Genomic DNA, 22,061 nt, shown 5'->3' with positions numbered 1-22,061 from the left:
CAACAATTTTTGGGCTTGCCCCCATTATTCAACTGCTTTACTTTTTTTCTTTTGCAGTCTAAATTTAATTTGATTATTAATAAAGCGAAATGGTGTTTCCAGCGATCCATAGGGGTGAATACTGGCGTTTGGATCTATCAGTATTTGCTTGAGACAAGCTGCAGGACGGTTGGCCTCAATTATCCCTTGAGTATAGAATCCGAAACTTCCAGGACGGTGTACTTCTGTTGCTAAAGGTAAGGGATCTGTCCCTGGTAATACCTTGATGCCCTTTTTTTTCGCTTTATTCAGATACACGGGATTAATCCAAAAACCGGGCCGATTGCCGTTGTCGCCGATCAAAATCTCAGTTGGATTCCTGTCTTGGATCACTTGATTGACTAACTTTCCTCGTTTCCCAAACCATTTACCAAATCCCCAAGGCAGGACTGCTAACCCCCCGGCCGTACGTACATTGAGTAGTGTTTTTGCTAAGGGTTGCTGCTCAGGGATGGTCGTACTTGAAAAGAGTGATAAGACTTCGATCTTTTCGCTGGTGACAATTTGACGGCCCACAATGAGCAGAATTTGCTGACCAGTGGAATGTTGAGCGACGAGTGACTCTTGTTCAGGTGTGACTTGTAAGGTCCAGTCATCAAGGGTGATCGCTTGTTGGTGAGATACGTCTGCTCGTAATTGTGCAAATGAATTCTGTTGTCCTATCTCATTGATGACTAGAACCCCAAGTTGATGCTGTAAGTCGGTCGTCATGTTTGAGACATTATCTTGGAAATTCCGCAATGCTGAATCGAGCACTGTTTGTAAGGCAAAACAGTGATGCAGGTGCACATGGGCGTCGACAAAGATCAGGGATGGTTGTGAGTCGTGCATATTCACTAGAGACTATCTGGATTTCAATATTGTTTTGAGGGTTTAAGTATTTTGATTTGGTCGTTTATATTTTTGGTATCGATTAATGAATAGCAGTAGAACGATACTGTAAATTGTCTCAAAGGTGATAAAGAAGATATGACCTGGATAGAATAGTCCTTCAGAATGCCTAACACTAGGGAAAAAAGCAATTGGCGATTTGATAAAAGCATCTGTAAAAGGCCAGAGTAATTGCATCCCAGAGCCTCCGGCTGTCCAGAAATCTAGAATAAGATGAGAGATATAGATTCCAATCGTGAGTAAAAACCATCGTTGGAAGGTTGATTGATGGAACCATTTGAAAACAAGCGTACAGCCTAGACTGATCAGTAAGGCAATGCAGAGACTATGGGAAGGACCTCGGTGAAAACTGCCTTCTAAGATTAGATGCGGAATAAAGTCTAAATCAGCGATATTTCCAATGACGATGACGTAGGCAAGATCAATAAAATGATGTCGGTCTGATTTTATAGAGCGATTTTTCTGAGGTGTGATTTTGTATAGGAAATATGCAGTTGCTGAGTGAGCAATGGGAGAAGGCATAGCTATATTCCCTGAATAGTTGCTGTTTGTTCTCCCACTGAGGGTGGTTTAGGAATAGACCAAGACCACCTAGATGTCACGTCTGAGATTTCTTGTTCTACTCTAGACTGACTCCACAGCAGGGTATTTGACATAACATCTGCGCAAGTTTGCAACTCTGCAGGGGTTGGCATTTGGGCAGCACCGATACCCGTGCGCCTAAAGATAACGTCGCTTAGAGTGTGCGCCATTTCTTCTTCAATTGCATAGGTGACTTGTGCTTGTAGTAGATCTAGTTGTGAGGTGGCCCGTTGACCGTGCTGAACCTGTTTGAGAACGGATGCATAGGTTGTGCCGTAATTGTAGAGAAAATGCTGGACGGACTGACGATCAGTGATGTGGTCGAGTTGCTTTTGTCCGTGTTGCAAGAATTCGCTTAGGTTTTCAATCCCCCCACCCTGTAAGGGATGTTGAGCCGATTGGGAGGGGGGGACTGGCTTTTGTAACATAGCTACTGCAGTATCAACGGCATGGATGGCGACGTTTCTAGCAGTTGTATACTTAACTCCGGTAACGGAGATAAGGCCGTTGAAGCCTTCTTTTTGATAATCCTGAACGTGGTAATGCTTGGTTAATTGGACATTAGTTGTCTCTTGGGAGTGGCTACTGGGCAGTAGACCTTGATGTACCCAATACACATCCTGAGGGGTTAGGTTTGCGGGTGGATAGGCATTATTGATGTCATCCAACAAGTGTTGCACTTCGTTTTGGGGCACCGATAATTGATCGTGAGCTCCAGGGTAGTGGGAGTAGGTTGTACCTATGAGAGAACACCCTTGCCAAGGTGCGATGAAGAGTAACCGGTTCTTGCGCTTGAGAATGGCATCTTTATCTGTGTAGTCAGCCTTGCTGTAGAGGCCGACGGCGTAGTCATGATCAAAGAGCGCTCGAGTGACCAAGTTCATGGCTAATGCAAAGGGCTGATAAGTTGTAGGAGGCGACTTGAGGAGTCCAAGGACTTGATTAATCCAGGGGCCGCTGGTATTAATGATCGCTTTAGCTTGAATATCAAAAGTGTTTGCTGTTAAGGCATCTGTCACTTGCACGCCACAAATGTTAGAGCCAGTTTGTAAAAAACCAGTGACTTCCAAATAGTTGGCGACTCGTAAGCCAAGCTGAGTAGCCGATTGTAAATAGGCAAGCACCAAACGTTCAGAATTGTAGACTTGGGCATCGTGAAAGATAGCACCACCTGTTAAGCCATCGGCGGAGATACCGGGTAAGGTGTTGAGACATTCTGTTGGAGATAGGGTTCGACCCGTCGGAATGTGCTTTTGAGGATCGGGCAAGCCGAGGTTGCGATCGCAACTCACTAAATCATTAATTTTCAGAGCCACTGTCATCGCTTCTATGCCTTTTAGTCCATGGCCGTAGGTGGGCACCAATACAGGCAAGGGATGTACGAGGTGAGGGGCAATTTTCATTAAGGTGCGCCGCTCGTAGATAGACTCGCGCATCCGTTTAAAGTCAGCATGCTGTAGATAGCGTAAGCCACCGTGGATGGTTTTTAAACTATTCGCGGAGGTCGCCCCACAAAAATCTTGTTTTTCCACTAATGCAACGGACAGGCCTCTTAAGGTTGCTTCATAGGCGACACAAGCTCCATAAATGCCGCCACCGATGACGAGGACGTCAAATTGAGTGTTGGATAATTCCTCTAAATTTCGTTTCATAAAATCAGTGGCATCCTAGCGCTGGGGCTGGAAGTAGGGCATGTTAGCGAGGTGAGGCAGCATTGTTAAACTCTAACTGTAATGAATCATATAAGCTATTCAATTTCTGCTTATAAGCCGTAAATGAGTGCCGCTGTTGCACCATTTGCTTGGCGGCAACGGCGAGAGTGTGCCGGACTTGAGGGTTGTTGGCGAGGTATAGAATTCCTTGAGCAAACGCGTCTGGATTAGGCGCGCTTAACACCGCAACCTCGTTATCCAGAACCCAATTGTGTGTTGGCAAATCTGTTGCTAAGACGGGCTTGCCGCTATCAAGATAAGAATACAATTTCATTGGGGTGTTTCTCCCTTTAATACGAGGGGAGAGCAGAATGTCTGCTTGAGCAAGATAGTGGCCGAGATTCTCGACCGAGCGCTGCCCTAAAAATAAAACTTGGTGGTCAATACCAATATTTTTCGTTTTTAACTTATATTTTGCAATGTCGCCATCTTTGCCGCCAATAATGACAAGTTTTAAAGCAACCTTCAGGGCGAGATTTTGAGCTGATTTAAAACTATCCAGCAGCAAATCAATCCCCTGGTAAAGTTCTAAATTGCCAACGTACATCAGAATAAGTTCATCAGACTGGCAGTGCGCTCTGATATTTTCAGGGATATTATTCATATTGGCCGAGTGATATTTCCTCACTGCAGATGATTCTGTTCATCAGTTATGCCTTGTTATTTGGGGCAGAATAATCTAAAAGCGAAATGTCTGGTAAAACAACCACTCTCTTTGGTTGATAGACTTGAATATCTTCAGATAAGGTTTCGCAAACGGGGATCACCACTTTGGCTTGTTGAACGGCCAGTCTTTCAAACGCATTGAAGAGAAACCGTAAAGAGGAGAGAAATGCAAACTTCTCAATCATTTGCTGAGCCAAGGATGAGTCCATATCATAGATATAGGGTGTTCTAAACATGACTTTCAGCACTAACGCAATAAAAGCTGATTCTTCAACCGAATGAACGATATCATATTTATACTTCCAGCAAAGGTTAATAGCCTGAATCAGCATAAAACCATCACAGACCAGTTTTTTCCCAGAAAAACCTGGACTGATATTTTTAATAAATGGTAATTTGGGAGTCCGGTAGATCCGCACGTTGTCATAAACGACATCATCTCCTTCTGGAAAAGTCAGCATGTCAATCTGATCTCCCCGCTCTGATAGCACTCTGAGCATCAGGTCAACTGCGATCGGTGTACCACGGGTCTGGAAAAATGGATGTGGAGCTAAGAGTAGGATCCTCATGCGGTTCTCGAAGATGAAAGGTGTTAAGCCGTCAGGTAAAAAGGCCTTAATCAATGTTCTTTGGCGATATTAAAAATTGAGTGCCCAAGTATTCTTTCCAAGTTTACCTTCTAGAAGAGGCGAGTATTGGTCCTAAATAATGTTAGTTATAGAAGGTATTTGAGCTTTACCTTTGTCGGTGAGTTGCAAAAAATGCTTTAAATACTGTTCTTGGCAGTTTTCTTGAATGAAATCCTCTGAAGTGAGTTAATGAATAGCGAGTGAGATGAAATTACCCATGCTAATGCAAGACCAAAAAGCCAAGATCACTCAGCCCGAAATCTCGGTCATTATACCCATCTATAATGAGGTCGAAAGCCTGGAGCATCTCATTCGTAGGATTTCAGATACCCTGGATGAAACCCATGTATCCTACGAAATCATTTGTGTCGATGATGGCTCGGTGGATGGTACGACCGAGTTGTTAAGGAAACAGGTGGATCTATACCCCCAGCTACGGGGAGTTGTGTTGCGCCGAAATTATGGACAAACGGCAGCTATGTCTGCAGGGTTCAACCATGCCCAAGGTAAGATTTTTGTCACCCTGGATGGTGACTTGCAAAATGAGCCAGCCGATATTCCGCTACTGCTGGCCAAAATGAATGAAGGCTTTGATTTAGTCAGTGGTTGGCGGAAAGAGCGACAAGATGCCGCATTGACGCGCCTGCTCCCATCTAAGATTGCTAACTTGGTGATTGGGTGGATTACAGGGGTTAAGCTGAACGACTATGGTTGTTCTCTGAAGGCTTATCGAGCAGAGCTGATTGCTGATATGAACCTGTATGGAGAATTACACCGATTTTTACCAGCATTAGCTTTTATTGAAGGTGCCAGAATTGCAGAGCTGCCTGTGCGCCATCATGCTCGTCAATTTGGCCAAAGTAAGTATGGCCTGGATCGGACCTTTCGGGTCGTCATGGATTTGCTAACCGTCTCTTTTATGAAAACCTTTTTAACCCGTCCTATGCATGTCTTTGGACTGTTGGGGATTACCTTTACGGGGTTAGGAGTGTTAACAGGCGGCTACTTAGTATTTTTAAAGTACGGCCTCAACGAAGGAATTGCAGATCGTCCCTTGCTGATCTTATCTGCTGTGTTGCTATTGACTGGAATTCAACTTTTTTCCATCGGGCTCCTGGCTGAACTGCTGATGCGAACCTACCATGAGTCCCAAAGTCGTCCCATCTACCGGGTTAGAGAAGTTGTCCAAGCATCCAATTCTGAAAATTGAAGTGTCGGTTAACCCTCATATCTAGCGGTTGAAACGGATGAATAATCGTGCCAAAGCCAGAGTGTACATGATCTGGGGAGTGCCAATAACATAGCCCCCAAATACACAAGCTCCATGAGTATTTGAGGGCGATCAGGCAACACGATGAATTCTGTCTAAATCTTTAGACAGATTCGAAGTAAACCTTGGATTTGACTGGATCAGGGTTCATGGTCTTGTCTCCTGGCTGCCAGCCTGCGGGACAAACCTCATCGGGATGAGACTGAACATGTTGAATTGCCTGTAAGGTGCGCAGGGTTTCATCAACATTGCGGCCAAAGGCAAGGTTGTTAATGGTGGCATGTTGGACAACGCCTTCTTTATCGATGATAAAGAGACCTCTTAAGGCAACACCAGCATCTGGATCGAGAACGTTATAGGCGGTGCTAATTTCTTTTTTAATGTCCGAAACTAAGGGGTAGTTGAGATCGCCGACTCCTCCAGATTTGCGATCGGTCTGGGTCCAAGCTAGGTGGGAGAATTCGCTGTCTACAGAAATACCGAGAACTTCAGTATTTAAGTCCTTGAAAGCATTATAGCGATCGCTAAACGCCGTAATTTCAGTAGGACACACGAAGGTGAAATCAAGCGGATAGAAAAAGATGACGACGTACTTGCCCCGATAATTGGAGAGTTTGACTTCACTAAATTCTTGGTCGTAAACAGCCGTTGCTGTAAAGTCAGGTGCGGCTTGGCCGACTCTTAAACATTCATGGACTTCGTGTTGCGACATAACCAAATTACTCCTATAGGATGTTGATCTTTGTAGATATCAGAATTTGCAAAGATCAATCGACTGCGTGCAAAAAAATGAGTGTATCTACGGTATAAATCCAGTTACACCCCAATCACTATACCGCAAACTAAGAACGGTTCTTATTTGCTTCCCGGTCTTGCTTGTAGAGACCCACTGGATGGCTTCTATTTAGCTGTGTTGAGTGCGGATAAAACAGGTTTGAACATCCAATTAAACCCAATTTTAAGCTGATGATCGAGGGTGGGCATGCGGTAGAGATAGATCAAACGCCGAGCCATAAAGGCTAGAGGACCATCAAGCTGTAATCCCAGTCCAGACATAGCAGCTGAGTCTTCTCCTAAGGTCAGCATTTCTCCCAGATGGGTGTAATGAAACGACAGCAATGGCCGTTGGGTTAAGGAAGCCCAAAGGTTCCACCCTACACAATCTGCTTGCTGGATAGCCACTTGAGCGGTTTTAGGATTGGGATTGCCTTGCGGATCTCGACAATCTGCCAAGTCGCCCAAAGCAAAAATATGGGGTGAGTCTTGGACCTGCAGGGTTGGGTCAGTCAGGAGTTGACCGAGATCATTCTGAGGAAGGGGTAAGGCTTGAATCGGCGGTGCGATCGCAGTTCCCACTGTCCACAATACCAAGTCTACGGGCAGCGTATCGGTCTTATCCTTATAGCTCAAAGTCATTTCATGGGCTGCTAGGGACTCAATACTTGTCTCTAGATCAGTCCACACTTGCCGTTTCTCTAAGGCTTTCTGGGCGGCGGTTTGATTAAATTCAGGAGCCGATTTGAGAATTTGATTATTGCGTTCGATTAGCCGTATCCGACCGCGATCGCCTAAGCGATCCGCCAGCTTACAGGCGAGTTCTACCCCACTAGGGCCTGCTCCCACAACCGCCACACGAATTTTTGGCGCGTCGGAGGTTTCTAAGGCTCGTAATCGATCTTCGAGACAATAAGCGTCTTGCACAGTCCGAAACGGCAACGCATATTCCGCCGATCCAGGGACTTGGTGCAGGGGTGTTTCCCCACCCAAGGCTAGTACCAAGCGATCGTAAGAGATGGACTGATCAGATAGGATAACTTGCTGTTGGGCAACATCAATCTCTTTAACAGCACTTTGAATAAAACGCACCTCAGTATTGGCTAAAAGCTCGCTGTAAGGTGGAGCAATTTCCCAAGACTGTAGTTCTCCTGTAACCAGTTCATAAAGTAATGGCGAAAACAAAAAATGATCATTTTGATCCACTAGATATATGAGTGGTTGTTGTTCATCCCACGGCAGTTGACTTAAGCGAAGAGCTGTATAGAGACCGCCAAAGCCACCTCCTAAAATACAAATTGTTGGCTGATGTTCAGTCATGCAGTCACCCTTCCCAGGAAGATCTAGATGTCTTAAGGATACCAAGGGATTTTAGTCGGAGGGGGAGAACACTAAGCGCCAAAAATGGCTTGAGAAAATGTCTCCCAGCGTTGACCATTGTGTTTAAGGAGGGTTAAGCAAGAAGCGATAAAGTGATGCTCAAACGGGCGATCTTGGAAGTGAGGCCATGATGCATAGAAATTAGCCCGTGTTAAATCGCGAAAAGCCACGGTCATATGAGGAATGAACGAACGAGACTGCAATCGAGTGTCTCTGATATCCCAAACCGTTGCACAATAGTGTTGCAGCTGGGTCTGTAAGGCGAGTAAAGCTGGTGTGGGCTGCACATGGATATAAATAACGCGGGGCTCAAAAACATCAAACCCCGAGAGTTGAACGGGCAATGGTTGGAGAGAGTTAGCCCATGCCGTTAGCCCTTGGATTAACGCTGTAATGGGTGGATGAGCAGTGCTCGCATCGGGTGGCCAGTCAAACGGAGGTTGCAGCGTGATGTGAGGTGGAGAATTGAGTGCTTTGCAACTGTGATACTGTTCTGCAAATTTTTGTTGTATACAGCAAACTTCCTCCTGAAGATATTCAGGAGGAAAGAGAGCTAAAAAATATCGATCCACTAGACCTGGTTAAGGTTAATCCCAGCTTCGCGAGCAAAAGCAGCTAGACCTTTTTTCTCAAGAGTCTTAATCGCTTTAGTGGATAGTCGGAGCTTGACCCAGCGCTTTTCTTGGGGCCACCAAACCCTCTTCCATTGCAAATTGGCTTCTTGCAACTTGTGGGTTCGGCGGTGGGAATGGGAAACTGCAAACGCATTATTTGCTTTTTTTCCCGTTAATTGGCATTTTTTGCCCATGAAATTGACTCCAACAAAAGGCTGTAAAAAACGGAGAGGGAGGGATTCGAACCCTCGGTACGGAGTTCACCGTACAACAGATTAGCAATCTGCCGCTTTCGACCACTCAGCCACCTCTCCGGGTGAGCAAAACTGATCATAACAGATCTCATTGATGACAGCAGGGTTCTCGGGTCTAGATTGTGATATTTTTGTCGAAGTTTATCAATGAGCTAGCTTCCTCCACCATTTAAATCACTTGGGTATCAGTTGAGCTTTATAATTTTGAGATTCAATTTCTCACGCCAGACTGAGGAAATATGGAATATCCATGATGAAACTGCCAGACTTCCCAGAATCCAATCATCCGTTGGTGCTGTCGTTGCAAAATTACAGCGACCAAGAGCTAGTGCAAGGGTTTCAGCAATATCCTGATGAGGGCAAATACTTCATCGCTCTTTTTTGTCGGTTTGGCGCGATGTCTTATGCTCTCCTGCGCAATATGGCGAGATCGCATCTCCAAGTTGATTATCTATATGCCAGAGTGTGGCGCAATATCTTCTATGAGCTCAATCATTTGGTGATGGAGACAGGGGGACCCAGTTTTTCATTGCAGGCATGGATTACCAATAAGGTTGCTGCCTGTATTACGGAAGATCAGCTCCCTGCGGTTGAAACGATTCAATACACCTTGTCAACCGCTCCCCCACCCTTATGGTGCTATATCCAAATCGCTTTGGATCACGTGCCGCCTTTACCGAGGTTGATTCTAGTTCTGTCCCAAACCTTTCGTTGGCAAGACCCTCGGATTGAGGCGGTTTTGCAGGCAGAAGGGCAAGATATTACGCCTGAGGATATCAACCAATATCGACAGGAAGCCTATCAAGCATTGCAAGCTGCATTGCCTCAGGATATTCAAGACATTTATTTCAGGGCATCGTCACAAACATCTTTGTTCTCGTCTTAGGCTAGGTTTTGCCCAAGGGATGCTGGGGAGGGTGAGTGATTTTCCATGACACTCCCGTAATGATATTGGTGGTGATATGGGCAATGACAGGCACTAGTAAATTGCCTGTGCTCCAAGCGCTATAACCGAGCACAAAGCCAACGACGGTTACCCAAACCACATAAGACCATTGTTGGGGACTATTCAGATGCAGGACCCCAAAAACGATGCTCGATAAAATGAGACCCACCCAATTCAGACCTACCATTGGGAAGATCACACCTCGAAATAATAATTCTTCACTCAAGCCCGGTAACAGCCCTAACCAGATTAAGTCAGTCCAGACGAGGGGCTGAATAACGAGCTGCAAATATAAGGATGCAGAGAGCCGATACTGGGGCCATAACTGATAGATAATAGCACTCGCAGCTGTAATCCCGAAGCCAATGCCGATACCCAAAACAGCCTGTTGCGATTGCCACGTCATGGGCAAGGTTGCAAAATTACCAAAATATTGGAAAACCTTAGCCAGGAATAGTAACAGCAATGCTGTTACCCCCATGGCAATCAAGACTTGTGTGCGGGTTAGGGACTCTAGTTCAGGCTGCTGATTAGGGCGATCAACCACAGAGATATCATAAGTTTCAAATACCTCTATAACCTATCAGTTAATGCGAAAGACCGCATCGTGTGGGGGGAGTCGCAGATTAAACCATGTCCCGAGGGATCAAGGAGGGAATATCTGGACGTAATGCTTTTACATCAACCCCTGCTTTAGAAGCTGCAAGCACACCCACGGCTTCGGCATAGGACTGTACGGGAATACTCTCAATACCTAAGCTCTGAGCTGTTGCATGCATGGTGGTGGTATTGTCCATCACCGTAATGATGTGAGCTGGGGTAGCGTTTAAACTGAGGATGGCACCGCTACCGCAGGCGCTGGCTGGGACAACTACCGCATCGACTTGATCCTGCCAGAGATCGGTAGGCTGAGCGGAGTCTTGAATAAACTGAGGGGCTCGCGATAAACCGACTAAAACGGAGGGTAAAAAGGTATAGCCCAGTTCTTCGGCTGCGGCCCGTGGATTTAAGTGTGGATCTAGCGGTAAGGGGGAGAGGGCAGGAGCATGGGCACAGGGGATTTGAAACTGCTGGACGACTAGATGGCTAATGACTGCCTCAGCACCGGCTAAAGCATCGACCCCTTGGCCTTGGCGATAGGCTTGAAGCATGTCGCTGTCTAAGTCATCAGGGAACCGGGCCACGAGTGCGATCGCACTCGTGGCCCGGTCATTGAGCAGATGTTCGACGGCCCGCAGCAAGCTATCAGGTTGATCCAGCGTGCCCCAGGTGGCCCCAGAATCAGCGGTTTTAAGGGTGACTCCTAAAGGCGTATCCGTCACACAGACATCTGTGATGCTTATCCCTAATGTCGCGCGGGCAGCATCAATAGCCTGCAAGTGCCGCAGGCGTAACTCAGGTTCAATGGCTTGGTCGAGAACGACGCCGATTCGGTTCTGGTGGACCGGTCGTAGCCCCCATCGTCCAGCAGCAAATTGATCTAACCCATAGCCTTCGACATACCAAGCATTGGGGATGGGCCAGTAGAGTTGGGCTCCATTGAGAACATTGGGATGGGTGATGATGCGATCGCAAACTACGGACAAGGTTCGAATGACCGGAATTGCATCTCCTGCATAACCACCAATTGCTGCCCCAATGCCTGTTGGTATTAATAAGACAACGGTAAAAGGCCGAGCAGTTAGCGAGATGAGACGGTTTCCTCTGGCTTGAGCACCACTGCTTCAACGGTCGCCGTCTCCGACTGAACATCCGTAACAGCCCAGCGCAAAGGCTCACCTTGTTCCCGGAGCTTGGCTTCGATATTAGCTTGCAACTCTGTAGTTGAAGTATCTAGCTCAATTTCAGCCTCAATAAAATGAGTGGTCATGATGTTTATCTCCAATGTTGACGGCAATGCAGTGGCAATGGGGTTGACCCAGTTACTGAGATTGCCCAAATTGTAATTTGTATACCAGCTCTTCTTTGTCAGATTCAAGCTTGATATCTGACCGGGGGTAGGCGACACATAATAGTGCATATCCCTGGTCCAATAAATCGGGTCCTAACCCCATTGCATCTTCTTGTTCTACTTCACCTTCCAAGATTAACGAGGCACAAGTCGTACATACGCCAGCACAGCAAGAGCTAGGTAAATCAACTCCAGCATCCTGAGCAGCTTGCAAAATTGTGGTGTCTTCAGGGACGCTCACCATATGGACGGCGCCTTGATGGTGAATCTCTACGGAATAAGTCTGTGACATGGAATCAACAACTGTAACCTTTGATGGGCTTATGAGGGATTAGCCTCTATTGTTTCATATTCTTTCCCAAAACCAAGGGGGTGACGCTTGAAAAGGTGTGGAGGTTGGGAATCCTAGGTATAGACAACTTCAATTTTGAGAACAGGTAAAATCTTGACTTGCGGTTCCTGAGTCAGGGAACTCCCTTGCTGCAAGATTTTAACCCTGGCGCCCTCATCCGCACAACGTCTGCTGACGGTTGTTGCGATGCCTCTAGCGAGATGGCTGTCCAGCCCTTTTAGATGAGGGAAGTTAGCGTTGATGTCTTATGTAGGCTGATTTTACGGTTTCCTCAGGAATTTCCCTAACATGCACGACCCTAAAAACGATTCTTCTGAACGGCACGTTCTGGTTATTAACGATGGTAAACGTCGTGCGATTGCCCTTGACTCAGCAGCCTATTCTATTGGGCGAGATGAGTCTAACGCTATCGTGCTGGATTCTCCCACGATTTCTCGTAAGCATGCCATTCTTCTGCGCTTGCCGACTCCTGGAAAAAGCACCTATCGTTACCGACTTATTGATGGAGACTCTGAAGGCAACCGCAGTGCTAATGGGGTCTTCGTCAATGACAAGCGGTGTAGTTCTCAAGAACTAGCGGATGGCGATCGCATTGGTCTAGGACGCAAGATTAAAGCGTCCTACCTGGTAGTGTCGATGGGAGAAGCAGAATTTATCCGGTATTTGGAATCCACGGATTTTCAGCGTCTCAAATCTGATGCCGTGAATCCTAAAGCAACAGTGGTCGCTGCCGAAGCAGAATTGGCTGCATCGCCGACGGCCAAAACCCGTCTTGCTCGAGATCCTGCTGCTATCCTTTCCCAGGCGAATTCAGGTCCTGCTGCTCTGGATACCATGCCGGAGTCCACGGCAGTGAGCTCTAACCCTCGGAAAGCGGATGATAGGCGACAAAAACAAACCTTGATTGTTCGCCAACAACCGCGGCTATGGATGTTGAGTGTGCCCATTGTGCTCATTATCTTGGCTGGACTGGGAGGATGGTATTGGGTGAGCCAACAAGAGCCTCAACTTTCTCCTACGCCTACCACTCAAAGTGAATAAAGTGCTATTCAGTCTTTACCAGGTGTTCAGGTAAAGGATGCTGAAGGAACAGAAATTCTGAAATGATTTGGTTCTTCAGTAAATGTTCTTGGATAATCCTTTCAAGCACGGGTGGCGTAGCGGAATGATACCAAACGCCATCCGGATAAATTACGATAATTGGACCTTGCTGGCAGACACGCAGACAATTGGCTTTAGTGCGGAAAACGCAGTTGTCCGTTGGTTGGTCTAAGCCTAGCTCCCTCAATCGCTTTTTGAGGTAAGTCCAAGCTTCTATACTGGCTGCCTTATCACAACATTTATCCACCGTTTGATCGGCACAGATAAAAATGTGACGCTGGATCTTTGCTAAACCCAGCGCCTTCACTGTTTTTTGTAATGCAGACTCTTGAGGATGGGCAGTGGTCACTGCTGTTTCCTTGGAAGGCTTTTGAGTCATTCGTGAAACCAGGGACAGGGATTAGTGAAGACTAATGGGCAGAGCCATTGCCATGATAATCATCAGAATCATAGAACCCATTTTTGGTCCCAAAAAATAGGCATAGAACGATGAAAATGGGTGTTAATCCAACAAGGATGGTTTTGAGATCCATAAGTCTAAAAATGTATTGAGCTATGCAAAGCTGTTCTTAGAATATATCAATCCACTACTTACTGTGGATAAGGGAATTGAATCAGGGTGATAGGTTTAAGGTATGGATGTTGCATTCTCCCTATTCTCATCATACCCATTCACAACTGGCCCTGTTCTATAGAAGCAGGAGCATGTAAGAATATTTGCCTAGAGAAAATTTTGGCAAGCAGCGATCATATTGACTGAAATTGGGGCCAAACCTATCGATAGGTTCAACAGAGTGGTCTGCAAACAATTTTTCTGCACCCCCAAGTCTAGTATTTGCCTTGGTTTTTAAGAAAAATTTAATATTGGCCTCATAATTTGATATGATTCTTCACGAATCCTTTGTGTTGGGCCTCTATGCGTTCTCTCCTTCCGATCCCGAAACGCTTTCGGATCTTGATTACTCTAACAGGACAACGTTCCGTCAAATTCTCGGTTAGTCCTATCCTCATCATTTTGGGCTTATCAATGGCTGCTGTTCCTGCAGTCTGGGCTGGTAAAACGTTTTACGCATTGCAGCAAAGGCATGATCAGCTATCAGAATCAGCTGCTGAAGTGTTAGAAGAACTAGAAGTTCTAGACGGAGAAGTCGAAAAACTTCGTCAGCGAGCTGGATTATCCAAAGCAGAGCGCCAGCAAGTCAAGCTGGAAGTCTTAGACGAAGAAGTCGAAAAACTCCGCCAGCGAACTGGATTATCCCAGGTAGGACGCCAACAAATCAAACTAGAAGATAAGGGTGGTAAAGGTGGAGTTGCCGTCGTGTTGGATACGGAACAGCAGCTCCAATTTGCCAAAACCCGCTTGCCTGCATTAGCTTCTCGCCTGAAGCAGCAGGTTCAACCGGCGCTAGAAAAGACGTTACAGGCAGAAGAAGCTCGTAATGCGGCTCTGCCTCAAGGTAAGCCGACGAAAGGTCACAGTCCTATTTCATCTGATTTTGGTTTACGCCCCGGTCCTTTTGGGGGGCGTGCTGAAATCCATGACGGCATAGATTTATTGGGAGATTATGGGTCTCCCATCTATGCAACAGCCAACGGCAAGATTGAGCGAGCCGGTTATTCCGGTGGCTATGGGTATCATGTGGTGATTCAGCATGGGTATGGATACCAAACCCTGTATGCTCATCTTTCTAAGCTAACGGTTAAACCCAATACGTCTGTTAAGCGAGGACAGTTGTTGGGCTTTATGGGCAGTACGGGGCGATCGACAGGGACTCATTTGCATTACTCGATTTATCGTAATGAAAATGCAGTCGATCCAAAACCCTATATGGTGTCTAAGCAGCTGCGAGACCAGGGCTTTGCTGCTGCACCTTAGGACAAGTGGGCTAGGGTTTGCAGGGCTTTGTTAACGTAAGAGCCAATATTTCTGACTAAGTTGGTAATGTGGTGTGGATCATCAGGGATCTGAGCCATCAGGGCATGGTATTCATCGAGTAGGTCATGCTCTATCTCTGACACCACATCATCGGCAATTAATAGATTACCGATGGCTACCAAGAGTTTCAGTCGTTCTTCTTGGTTGGTTTGTCTTAAAAACTCAACGATCCAGCGTTCAGTTTGTTGAGCGGAAACCGGCTCTTGGAGAAGGGCCTGTAACTCGTTATCCTGCGTCAGATGGTAACGATCCAGTACCTGTTTGAGATAGGTGACTTCGGGTTCACTAAGCGTATGGTCTACCCAGGCTGAACCGATCAAAATTTGTAGAGTTAAGCGTTGGTGTTCTGTATCCATAGGGGCTGCATAACAACTGTTTTCATCATGGCTTGTGCAGTCGAACAAGACAACCCACTGTTCACTCAGCGGTAAGAATGGGAGTTATAGATTAAATCGCTGTTAGAAGCAGCTGGTAGAACGCATTAGCGATCAAATTTTTGATGCAGCATTAATTTCAAGAATGGCAGGTCGTTAATTAAATAACGCTTCCAGAGGCGTTTCGGTTCACCCATCAGGCGAAAGAGCCACTCAACGCCCATGGTGCTGATGAGTTTTGGAGCCCGTTTTTGAGTACCAGCCTCAAAATCTAAAGTGCCACCAATGGCAAAAATAATATTTACAGACTCTGCTAGCTGTTGACGATACCGATAAATCCATCGCTCTTGCTTGGGCGATCCGACCCCAATGGCAAGAACCGTTGCTCCAGAGTGATGAATCCGTTCGATAATCTCTGCACATTCCTCGGGGTTGTTTTCAAAACCATAGGAGGGAGAGTAAGAACCAACAACGATATCACGGCCCACACGGGCATTGATGTTTTGTTGCGCTTGAGCGGCTACGCCTGGCGCAGCACCTAACAGAAAAATGGTGATGTCTGGATTATCTTTGTGATAGGTGTAAAAGGCGGGGAATAAATCTGACCCTGAAATCTTTTCTTTGATCGGTGAGCCAAGGAAATGAGAGGAAAAGTAAAGAATCTGGCTGTCGCAAATTTTGTAGTCGGCGATGTTGTAGGCAGCTCGAAACTCTTCATCCTGCTTCAGATTCATGAGATGGTCAACATTAGGAGTAAAAACGATGCCCGATTTCAGTTCCTGGAGCAACTCGTCTTGGGTCACGTTATCAATGGGAACCCCTAAAATATCAACTGTGTTTGTGAGCCAAGGGTGATCGCTAGGAGGCTTGAAGTGATACCCCTGGGCGGACTTAAAGCTGAGATTCACCAAGTGACGAGAGGTGGCGTAAGCGTCTACGGAAGTTGCGATCGCAGGTTGTCCCAAGGCGGTACTGGTTTCTATGATGGCTTTGGCCAATCGCGTTTGGGGCGAATCTTGTCTTAGGTCGCGAATCAAAGACGGGTCGATTTTAACGGCATCAACTCCTAGTTTTTCCCACTGCAGAAAGGTGAGATGTTGATTAGCAAAATTGTCTAAGGTGACGGAGCATCCGAGCTCTTTAAGATCTCGGATTAAAGCAACTGAATCCTGAAAATTTTTGGCCAGACTCGCTTCTGATACTTCAAAGTGAAGTTGGTGCGGTTGAACGCTGTGGTTGACCAACAGATCGTAAATATCTTCGGCGATAAAGCGATCTTCGACAATGCGCTTTGATAAATTAATAGAAAGCTTGAGGTGAGCGTGTTGCTTTAATTGGGCAATGGCCTGTCCCGTCACATAGCGATCTAACCATGGCTCAGCATCCGCATTTTGAACCATTGGCATAAACTCTTTCGGCCGATGGATCAGCCCTTGGGTATCCCGCCATCGTAAAAGCACTTCATTTTGAAGAACGTTCCCTGAAGAAACGTCATACACCGGTTGATACCACAACTCAAACCCACGGGGATTAATTGCAAGTTGTGGAGAAGGCAGAATGGTTTGAGGCTTAGCCAGCATAGGTTGTAGAGAGAGATAAGCTATCGAAACATGAACAAACGGCTAACAATCATTGGTCAGTAACAAAGGATGATCGAAAATTTCCCCAGCACTCCGAACATTAACCTTGAGTTCGGTTAATGATTTTCCCTCACTAGCAATTATTCTAGCTATCTAAATATCAGGGTGCTTGCGTGTTATTACGTAATATTTTTAGTGCTATCAGCTAGTCTGTGAAACGATGACATTAAAAAGCATTCCCTAGACAGTTGATATCGTTTTGCCCCTCTCCCAAACTGTATAAACAGCTAAAACTATCTCTATGGATTTGGATAGAGTGCCAAATCTTCATGGAGTGAAATGCTTCTATATTATTGAGTGCCTTCAAAGAATATTAGTATTCTTTGATGCAAGATTTACTCTTTTATAGCATCAAAATAGATACTAATTATTAATTTATTTTGAGGAATTGAGAACAGTTTTTTGGTGTAAAGCCAAATATTTTACAAATAACAATAACTTCTATTTTCTTGTGAAAAGAGATAAATCTGAGTTGTTCTGACTGCTGATTTAGCCTCCAATTTAGCAATCTAAAAAACTTGATTTGGGCTTTTTTAAGAAAATTATGATTGGGTTGACTGTCAGTCTCTCATAATCTCTATTTTTCAAGCCATGCCGTGGTTTCTTGGCTTCGCGTGAGTCTTGGTGGAGCGAGGTTTAAGCGTAGCTATAAATGTAGATTAAGGGTTGTATTCTAAAGGTTTTTATAGAGCTAATGTAAAAAGTACTGAGTCTGAACGGATCCAGATACTGAGCAATTTTAAAATTCTGACCAGATAGCTTTGCGGAATTCGAAGGTACTTCGCCATAGCATCAAGCTGTTTTGTTGATAGGTCGAGAATGCCTCGCTATTCAAGTGGTTAAGGTAAGTAATGACATTATCGGCAATGATGGGATGCAGATTGAGAGACCCTGTATCGAACAGCGATCGCAACGTTGCAAACTGTGATCGTGCCTGTGAAGCAGTTGAAGTGTGTGCCAGTAATGGGCTGAGGCTGGGTTTAAGGGTTTCCCACCAAACCTGACTGAAATGGGGACTGAGGAATGCCCCCCACTGGGCCAATCTGATACATTTTTGGGCTTTCTCCGCAGGAGAGCTAGATGCGGCTAGACATTGTAGAAATAGCGGCTCAATCTGTTCAGCGGGCAATCGTTTAATCAGAAAATCAATGGAGTCATCGGTTTGCTGCTCGGCAAGATTGCTGAGCCAATAGCCCATCATTCGTTGGATCCACGATGGATTGGCTTGTCTCTGGGCTGCGATGGTCCATCCCTGTAATAAAGCAGCACCCTGTTGATGCGTCTGGGCGGTTTGGATCAGACCATCTACATCCTCTGGCCAAACCTTTAAGGGAACGGCTGCTACGATTTGCATCAGCAGACTCCCTCGCCGTCCTAACTGACTGGATTGGGAGTAAGAACGTTCATGTTTCCAGGAGCCATCATCTTGAGGGAGGGTAATAGAGAGAGTATTGTTCTCGAACTGAACATAGGTTTGTACCTGGACAGCCATGCGCTGACAATAGTGTGACTGGGGTAAGTGGGCTAGCAGATCACGGGCACCCGTTCGGACATCCTGGGCGCGATCGTGTAATGCTGCTTCTAGAAAGGGTTCATCTTTTAAGCTGAGATGGTTGTTGAGAATGGCGAGAAATGTTGCTCGATCGTTGGCCTTTTCTTGCTTCCATGTGGTAGCTAACATCTCCCGAGCAGCTTGAGGCTTAAGACTTCTGAAAGTTTTCAACAGATTGACTCGGAGGGCGTAATCAGAAGTTTTCCACAAGTTTTCCACAGCCTCTTGGTCGATTTCCCCAGCCTGTGTATAAGGCAAAGTTTGACCGGTGGCATATGCCCATACTGGGTTATGTTGTGCTAACCAGCGCCCCCGTTTACCGATGACGGCTTGGATATGAGATCGTAACGAGGTGTGCCCACGTCCCTGATCTAAAAGGGCAGGTAATGTTTCTGCCGGAACGTATTGGTGCGCTTGGGCCATCAGATCCAAGAGTTCACATAAGACGTCTTTGTGTTCACCATTGAGAATGGTTTGTAGATGCTGATGGGTACGGTCACTGCAGGGGAATAAGGTTTCTTTTGGACAGCGAGTGGGCAGTGGTCCGTCCTGAGAGAATGCCCCTTGTCCGGCCTGTTGATAGCTGGCCACAATCCCTGCAGCGTGTAAGAGTAGGGATTCTGGTTCTGTCGGCACTTGGCTGAGCAGTGCTTTGAGTTGCCCTTCCCCCGCTGGTATCTGTGGCGTTTGGCGATCGGTACCGATTAAGGCATGGGCGACTAATGTTTCCCAAGGGGTTGGCATCATGAACTCCTAGCAAGAGATAAATCGGTCGCCAGCCCAAAGGCTGAGGGGGAAAAGGCTGTGGCCATTCCATTCTCCAAAGAGTATCACTGGATGACCCCCACTTAAGGCTAGCAGGGGCCATGGATCAAATCCTGACTGGAGGGGCAGTTGATGCCCATGGGTATCAGCGATGTGCCATTGTTGATCCGTCCGGTGAGGGATAATGGTGGTTAACAGCAACGGAAACTGCACGAGCCAAGGATTGGTCGCCATTGCCGTTCCGTAATGGGCGATGGCGTCCGCAATATTGGCTGCACCTCCCTGTGGAGGGATAAGGTCAACGCCAGGCTGTCGCGCTTTGACTAACGCTCGTAGGGGATAGAGCCCTGGATAGAAAACCAGCTCTGCTGAAACTTGAGTGCCTGGTCTCAAACTGGTGTCGAGGGGCTGATTTTGATACCCAAAACTCAGAATGAGGGCGGGGCGTTGATGGGTGATGCCCCATAGCCAGACGCGCTGAACATTTAAGTTGTCTTCGGTGGTGATCCGTTTGCCCAGGACTGACCAGGTATCCTTGACTGCCAGCGCGGAGGGGCTAGTGAGCAGATCCTCTTGTTTTTGGGTCCAACCGATTTGCGATCGCAATTCCGCTTGTGCATCTTCTGGTAAAGTGGCCAGTCGCTGATACCCTTGCACGAGTAAATAGAGCTTGCCTAATTCAGCCAATAGGCGAGATGGCCAATTGCCACCCGTGTGGGGAATACTGGCCATTTCTCGCAGGCGGCGGGCTAGACTAGGCGCTTGGGCATCGACCATGCGGGCAGCAGCCTGTTCCCAAAAGCTATAGGGTTGGATTTGGGCCGTGGCTAAGCCCTGACGCATTAAATCCTGGAGCCACTGGTCCAAATCGGCTAGACCAGCCAGGATTTTGGCTTCCCGCTGGGCGATGCGTTTGGATTGGGCCTCTGGGTCGGCAGTAGCGGCCTTGGCCTGCTTACGGGATGCGGTTTGCGATCGCTTCTCTAACCATTCCTGAACCCAGTCGGGGGGATCGGCGGCGGTAAATAATTCCACTTGGTTAACAAGCAATAGGAACAGGGCTAGGGAATGTTTGCAGGGAAACTTGCGACTGGGGCAACTACAGCGAAAGGCTGGTTCGCTCAGATCGATTTGGGTTCGGTAGGGTTTCTTACCACTGCCGCGACATTCACCCCAAATGGCCTGTTGATTGGTGCCTAAAGTCTGCCATTTACTGGCAGTGGCTAAACTTTTACCGTTTTTGGTGGATTTATCGTCCGGTGATAGAGCAATCACTTGCTCAACCGTCCAAGTCATCGTCATGGTCAAGGCAAAATCAGGGATTATGGCAGCTGTGCGGCCTGCTAAGCACTTAGCAATGGCAATTGCCTAATGGGTGCTTCTCTACAATCTACAGAGAATTTGCCACCATTTATGAAAAATGGGGAATATCTGAATTATCATAAATGAGCTAGTTTGATGTGTATGGGCGTTTTGGCTATAACGCTTATATAATGTCTAGGCACGCTGGTGTAGCTCAGTTGGTAGAGCAGCTGATTTGTAATCAGCCGGTCGCAAGTTCGAGTCTTGTCACCAGCTTTCTTCTATACTAAGCCCTGTGTAAGTCGCACAGGGCTTTTCAGTGCTTATCTGTAGCGGATTCTAATCAAGCCGTTGGGTCTTATTGGGCCTTGTTGGACCTGCGATTGAGATAAAATATAGAACAAATGAACTAATTTTTGAGTTCCATGTATGCATGCAAACGAAAGAAGTCAAAGACTGGCAGTGTAAGGATTAGGAGTAGCAACAACCGTCTACAGCTTGTCTTTAATAAATGCCCAACGCAAAACCTATCTGCTTGATAACCCCATCTATCAGCCAATTGAGGTGAATTTATCTCAGTTGACGGAGGAGTTTCAGATTATTGGCCGGGTGATTTGGGGTGGGAAGCGATTTTAATGGGTATGGGAAATTGAGTTGTAATAGCCCAGCCAAAATCTCTGCAAGAGGAGATACTAGAAAATATCTGACCTGAGCGATCCTTTATGATCTACACTGCTCCTAAAACGCTGACATTTGAGGAATTTATCAGCTTACGGTGATAATCCTCGATATGAATTAATTGATGGAGAACTGCGTGATATGAAACCCACCGGCCCGCACGAGGCAGTTGCCGGTAAAATTTCGGGTCACCTGTTCACGGCGATCGCCCAGGCCAACTTGGATTGGTTAATTCCCAAGAACTGCTTGATTAAACCACCCGCTGCTGAAGCAACAGCCCTTAGGCCCGACGTCATTGTCCTAGATGAAGCCCAACTAGACCGTGAACCCCTCTGGCAAAGAGAACCCATTATTACCAAGGGCAGCACAGTCAAACTGATGGTGGAAGTGATTAACACTAACTGGCAAGACGATTATGCCCTCAAAGTTGAAGAATATGCCTTACTTGGCATCCCTGAATATTGGCTTATCGATTATCGGGGTCTAGAGGGCGTGGCTTTCATCGGTAAGCCAAAGCAACCCACCTTCACGGTTTGTCAGCTTGCAGGTGAAGAGTATACTCAGCAGCAATACCGTCTAGGGCAAGTTATTCACTCACCCCTGTTGCCCAACCTGCAGCTTTGTCTAGATGATGTTTTACCCCGAGCGTGATA

23 protein-coding genes, 2 tRNA genes and 1 pseudogene are annotated in these 22,061 nt (G+C 46.6%); 7 read left to right on the top strand and 19 right to left on the bottom strand.

The features are described 5' to 3' along the window. Positions 1 to 24: 24 nt before the first annotated feature. From ON05_RS15200 to ON05_RS15180, 5 genes are read right to left on the bottom strand one after another with little or no spacing between them, the layout of a single operon-like run. Positions 25 to 870, bottom strand: a complete 846-nt coding sequence (locus ON05_RS15200) for a hypothetical protein (protein ID WP_010473252.1) — start codon at positions 868 to 870, stop codon at positions 25 to 27. Between the two features lie 42 nt (positions 871 to 912). Next, positions 913 to 1,452: a metal-dependent hydrolase gene (locus ON05_RS15195; RefSeq protein ID WP_010473254.1), complete on the bottom strand. Its 540-nt coding sequence runs from the start codon at positions 1,450 to 1,452 to the stop codon at positions 913 to 915. 2 nt (positions 1,453 to 1,454) lie between these two features. Then, a complete protein-coding gene (locus ON05_RS15190; protein ID WP_010473256.1) occupies positions 1,455 to 3,164 on the bottom strand; it encodes a glycerol-3-phosphate dehydrogenase/oxidase in 1,710 nt (569 codons plus the stop codon). Positions 3,165 to 3,207: 43 nt separating this feature from the next. Beyond that, positions 3,208 to 3,828, bottom strand: coding sequence for a glycosyltransferase family 4 protein (locus ON05_RS15185; RefSeq protein ID WP_010473258.1), 621 nt, complete (start codon positions 3,826 to 3,828; stop codon positions 3,208 to 3,210). A 46-nt stretch (positions 3,829 to 3,874) separates the two neighbouring features. Then, complete coding sequence (locus ON05_RS15180; protein WP_010473260.1) at positions 3,875 to 4,390, bottom strand: glycosyltransferase; 516 nt, start codon at positions 4,388 to 4,390, stop codon at positions 3,875 to 3,877. Positions 4,391 to 4,736: 346 nt separating this feature from the next. On the opposite strand from ON05_RS15180, the gene ON05_RS15175 reads away from it, so the two are divergent. Continuing rightward, positions 4,737 to 5,729: a glycosyltransferase family 2 protein gene (locus ON05_RS15175; protein ID WP_010473262.1), complete on the top strand. Its 993-nt coding sequence runs from the start codon at positions 4,737 to 4,739 to the stop codon at positions 5,727 to 5,729. A gap of 163 nt (positions 5,730 to 5,892) precedes the next feature. Here ON05_RS15175 and ON05_RS15170 read toward each other — a convergent pair whose 3' ends face one another. The 5 genes from ON05_RS15170 to ON05_RS15150 form a co-directional block, all read right to left on the bottom strand. Continuing rightward, positions 5,893 to 6,501, bottom strand: coding sequence for a peroxiredoxin (locus ON05_RS15170; RefSeq protein WP_010473264.1), 609 nt, complete (start codon positions 6,499 to 6,501; stop codon positions 5,893 to 5,895). A gap of 188 nt (positions 6,502 to 6,689) precedes the next feature. After that, complete coding sequence (locus ON05_RS15165) at positions 6,690 to 7,883, bottom strand: NAD(P)/FAD-dependent oxidoreductase (protein ID WP_010473266.1); 1,194 nt, start codon at positions 7,881 to 7,883, stop codon at positions 6,690 to 6,692. Between the two features lie 71 nt (positions 7,884 to 7,954). Then, the gene (locus ON05_RS15160; protein WP_010473268.1) at positions 7,955 to 8,515 is read right to left on the bottom strand and encodes a 2'-5' RNA ligase family protein; all 561 of its coding nucleotides are present in this window, start codon (positions 8,513 to 8,515) and stop codon (positions 7,955 to 7,957) included. Further along, complete coding sequence (rpmB, locus tag ON05_RS15155) at positions 8,515 to 8,751, bottom strand: 50S ribosomal protein L28 (RefSeq protein WP_010473270.1); 237 nt, start codon at positions 8,749 to 8,751, stop codon at positions 8,515 to 8,517. The genes ON05_RS15160 and rpmB overlap by 1 nt, the downstream gene beginning before the upstream one ends. 31 nt (positions 8,752 to 8,782) lie before the next feature. Beyond that, positions 8,783 to 8,871 (bottom strand) — tRNA-Ser (locus ON05_RS15150). 190 nt (positions 8,872 to 9,061) lie between these two features. Between ON05_RS15150 and ON05_RS15145 the strand changes: the two genes are divergently transcribed. Next, positions 9,062 to 9,697: a sigma-70 family RNA polymerase sigma factor gene (locus tag ON05_RS15145; protein ID WP_262561813.1), complete on the top strand. Its 636-nt coding sequence runs from the start codon at positions 9,062 to 9,064 to the stop codon at positions 9,695 to 9,697. Position 9,698: 1 nt separating this feature from the next. On the opposite strand, the gene ON05_RS15140 is transcribed toward ON05_RS15145, so the two are convergent. From ON05_RS15140 to ON05_RS15125, 4 genes are all read right to left on the bottom strand, one after another. Continuing rightward, positions 9,699 to 10,304 (bottom strand): CPBP family intramembrane glutamic endopeptidase, encoded by a 606-nt coding sequence (locus ON05_RS15140; protein WP_010473274.1) that lies wholly within the window; start codon positions 10,302 to 10,304, stop codon positions 9,699 to 9,701. Between the two features lie 79 nt (positions 10,305 to 10,383). Further along, positions 10,384 to 11,448: a DUF3326 domain-containing protein gene (locus ON05_RS15135; RefSeq protein ID WP_029315190.1), complete on the bottom strand. Its 1,065-nt coding sequence runs from the start codon at positions 11,446 to 11,448 to the stop codon at positions 10,384 to 10,386. Continuing rightward, on the bottom strand, positions 11,439 to 11,627 hold the full coding sequence (locus tag ON05_RS15130; protein WP_010473278.1) for a hypothetical protein: 189 nt from the start codon (positions 11,625 to 11,627) through the stop codon (positions 11,439 to 11,441). Before ON05_RS15130 ends, ON05_RS15135 begins: the two co-directional genes overlap by 10 nt. Before the next feature lie 52 nt (positions 11,628 to 11,679). Then, positions 11,680 to 12,000, bottom strand: a complete 321-nt coding sequence (locus ON05_RS15125) for a 2Fe-2S iron-sulfur cluster-binding protein (protein WP_010473280.1) — start codon at positions 11,998 to 12,000, stop codon at positions 11,680 to 11,682. A 348-nt stretch (positions 12,001 to 12,348) separates the two neighbouring features. Between ON05_RS15125 and ON05_RS15120 the strand changes: the two genes are divergently transcribed. Further along, positions 12,349 to 13,101 carry an FHA domain-containing protein gene (locus tag ON05_RS15120; RefSeq protein WP_010473281.1) on the top strand — a complete coding sequence of 251 codons (753 nt, stop codon included), beginning with the start codon at positions 12,349 to 12,351 and terminating at the stop codon, positions 13,099 to 13,101. A 4-nt stretch (positions 13,102 to 13,105) separates the two neighbouring features. Here the strand turns inward: ON05_RS15120 and ON05_RS15115 are convergent, their stop codons facing one another. Further along, entirely contained in the window at positions 13,106 to 13,540 is a 435-nt protein-coding gene (locus ON05_RS15115) for a ferredoxin (RefSeq protein WP_010473284.1), read from the bottom strand. A 537-nt stretch (positions 13,541 to 14,077) separates the two neighbouring features. Here ON05_RS15115 and ON05_RS15110 point away from each other — a divergent pair. Continuing rightward, positions 14,078 to 15,037, top strand: a complete 960-nt coding sequence (locus ON05_RS15110) for a M23 family metallopeptidase (RefSeq protein WP_010473288.1) — start codon at positions 14,078 to 14,080, stop codon at positions 15,035 to 15,037. On the opposite strand, the gene ON05_RS15105 is transcribed toward ON05_RS15110, so the two are convergent. The 4 genes from ON05_RS15105 to ON05_RS15090 all read right to left on the bottom strand — a co-directional run bounded on the left by ON05_RS15105 (position 15,034) and on the right by ON05_RS15090 (position 20,730). Beyond that, positions 15,034 to 15,453 carry a TerB family tellurite resistance protein gene (locus ON05_RS15105; RefSeq protein ID WP_010473290.1) on the bottom strand — a complete coding sequence of 140 codons (420 nt, stop codon included), beginning with the start codon at positions 15,451 to 15,453 and terminating at the stop codon, positions 15,034 to 15,036. The two genes, ON05_RS15110 and ON05_RS15105, sit on opposite strands and share 4 nt — an antisense overlap. 125 nt (positions 15,454 to 15,578) lie before the next feature. After that, a complete protein-coding gene (locus ON05_RS15100) occupies positions 15,579 to 17,051 on the bottom strand; it encodes a WecB/TagA/CpsF family glycosyltransferase (RefSeq protein ID WP_010473291.1) in 1,473 nt (490 codons plus the stop codon). A 799-nt stretch (positions 17,052 to 17,850) separates the two neighbouring features. Next, a complete protein-coding gene (locus ON05_RS15095) occupies positions 17,851 to 19,410 on the bottom strand; it encodes a DUF5691 domain-containing protein (protein ID WP_262561810.1) in 1,560 nt (519 codons plus the stop codon). A gap of 6 nt (positions 19,411 to 19,416) precedes the next feature. Continuing rightward, positions 19,417 to 20,730: an SWIM zinc finger domain-containing protein gene (locus ON05_RS15090; protein ID WP_010473295.1), complete on the bottom strand. Its 1,314-nt coding sequence runs from the start codon at positions 20,728 to 20,730 to the stop codon at positions 19,417 to 19,419. 203 nt (positions 20,731 to 20,933) lie between these two features. Here ON05_RS15090 and ON05_RS15085 point away from each other — a divergent pair. The 3 genes and pseudogenes from ON05_RS15085 to ON05_RS15075 all read left to right on the top strand — a co-directional run bounded on the left by ON05_RS15085 (position 20,934) and on the right by ON05_RS15075 (position 22,059). Next, a tRNA-Thr gene (locus tag ON05_RS15085) sits at positions 20,934 to 21,006 on the top strand. Between the two features lie 222 nt (positions 21,007 to 21,228). Beyond that, entirely contained in the window at positions 21,229 to 21,366 is a 138-nt protein-coding gene (locus ON05_RS15080) for a hypothetical protein (protein ID WP_010473296.1), read from the top strand. Between the two features lie 86 nt (positions 21,367 to 21,452). Further along, a pseudogene (locus ON05_RS15075) lies at positions 21,453 to 22,059 on the top strand (Uma2 family endonuclease). Positions 22,060 to 22,061 lie beyond the last annotated feature (2 nt).

The sequence above is a fragment of the Acaryochloris sp. CCMEE 5410 genome (assembly GCF_000238775.2).
Taxonomy (GTDB): Bacteria; Cyanobacteriota; Cyanobacteriia; order Thermosynechococcales; family Thermosynechococcaceae; genus Acaryochloris.
The sequence above is the reverse complement of the archived record's forward strand: the minus strand, read 5'-3'. Positions and strand labels throughout refer to the sequence as shown.

Bases quoted from the DNA above. Each gene is read 5' to 3' on its own strand.
- ON05_RS15130 (WP_010473278.1), bottom strand. From the start codon at position 11,627: ATGACCACTCATTTTATTGAGGCTGAAATTGAGCTAGATACTTCAACT.
- ON05_RS15095 (WP_262561810.1), bottom strand. From the start codon at position 19,410: ATGATGCCAACCCCTTGGGAAACATTAGTCGCCCATGCCTTAATCGGT.
- ON05_RS15165 (WP_010473266.1), bottom strand. From the start codon at position 7,883: ATGACTGAACATCAGCCAACAATTTGTATTTTAGGAGGTGGCTTTGGC.
- ON05_RS15170 (WP_010473264.1), bottom strand. From the start codon at position 6,501: ATGTCGCAACACGAAGTCCATGAATGTTTAAGAGTCGGCCAAGCCGCA.
- ON05_RS15195 (WP_010473254.1), bottom strand. From the start codon at position 1,452: ATGCCTTCTCCCATTGCTCACTCAGCAACTGCATATTTCCTATACAAA.
- ON05_RS15105 (WP_010473290.1), bottom strand. From the start codon at position 15,453: ATGGATACAGAACACCAACGCTTAACTCTACAAATTTTGATCGGTTCA.
- ON05_RS15125 (WP_010473280.1), bottom strand. From the start codon at position 12,000: ATGTCACAGACTTATTCCGTAGAGATTCACCATCAAGGCGCCGTCCAT.
- ON05_RS15110 (WP_010473288.1), top strand. From the start codon at position 14,078: ATGCGTTCTCTCCTTCCGATCCCGAAACGCTTTCGGATCTTGATTACT.
- rpmB (WP_010473270.1), bottom strand. From the start codon at position 8,751: ATGGGCAAAAAATGCCAATTAACGGGAAAAAAAGCAAATAATGCGTTT.
- ON05_RS15120 (WP_010473281.1), top strand. From the start codon at position 12,349: ATGCACGACCCTAAAAACGATTCTTCTGAACGGCACGTTCTGGTTATT.
- ON05_RS15185 (WP_010473258.1), bottom strand. From the start codon at position 3,828: ATGAATAATATCCCTGAAAATATCAGAGCGCACTGCCAGTCTGATGAA.
- ON05_RS15100 (WP_010473291.1), bottom strand. From the start codon at position 17,051: ATGCTGGCTAAGCCTCAAACCATTCTGCCTTCTCCACAACTTGCAATT.
- ON05_RS15180 (WP_010473260.1), bottom strand. From the start codon at position 4,390: ATGCTCAGAGTGCTATCAGAGCGGGGAGATCAGATTGACATGCTGACT.
- ON05_RS15115 (WP_010473284.1), bottom strand. From the start codon at position 13,540: ATGACTCAAAAGCCTTCCAAGGAAACAGCAGTGACCACTGCCCATCCT.
- ON05_RS15175 (WP_010473262.1), top strand. From the start codon at position 4,737: ATGCTAATGCAAGACCAAAAAGCCAAGATCACTCAGCCCGAAATCTCG.
- ON05_RS15190 (WP_010473256.1), bottom strand. From the start codon at position 3,164: ATGAAACGAAATTTAGAGGAATTATCCAACACTCAATTTGACGTCCTC.
- ON05_RS15145 (WP_262561813.1), top strand. From the start codon at position 9,062: ATGATGAAACTGCCAGACTTCCCAGAATCCAATCATCCGTTGGTGCTG.
- ON05_RS15200 (WP_010473252.1), bottom strand. From the start codon at position 870: ATGCACGACTCACAACCATCCCTGATCTTTGTCGACGCCCATGTGCAC.
- ON05_RS15090 (WP_010473295.1), bottom strand. From the start codon at position 20,730: ATGACGATGACTTGGACGGTTGAGCAAGTGATTGCTCTATCACCGGAC.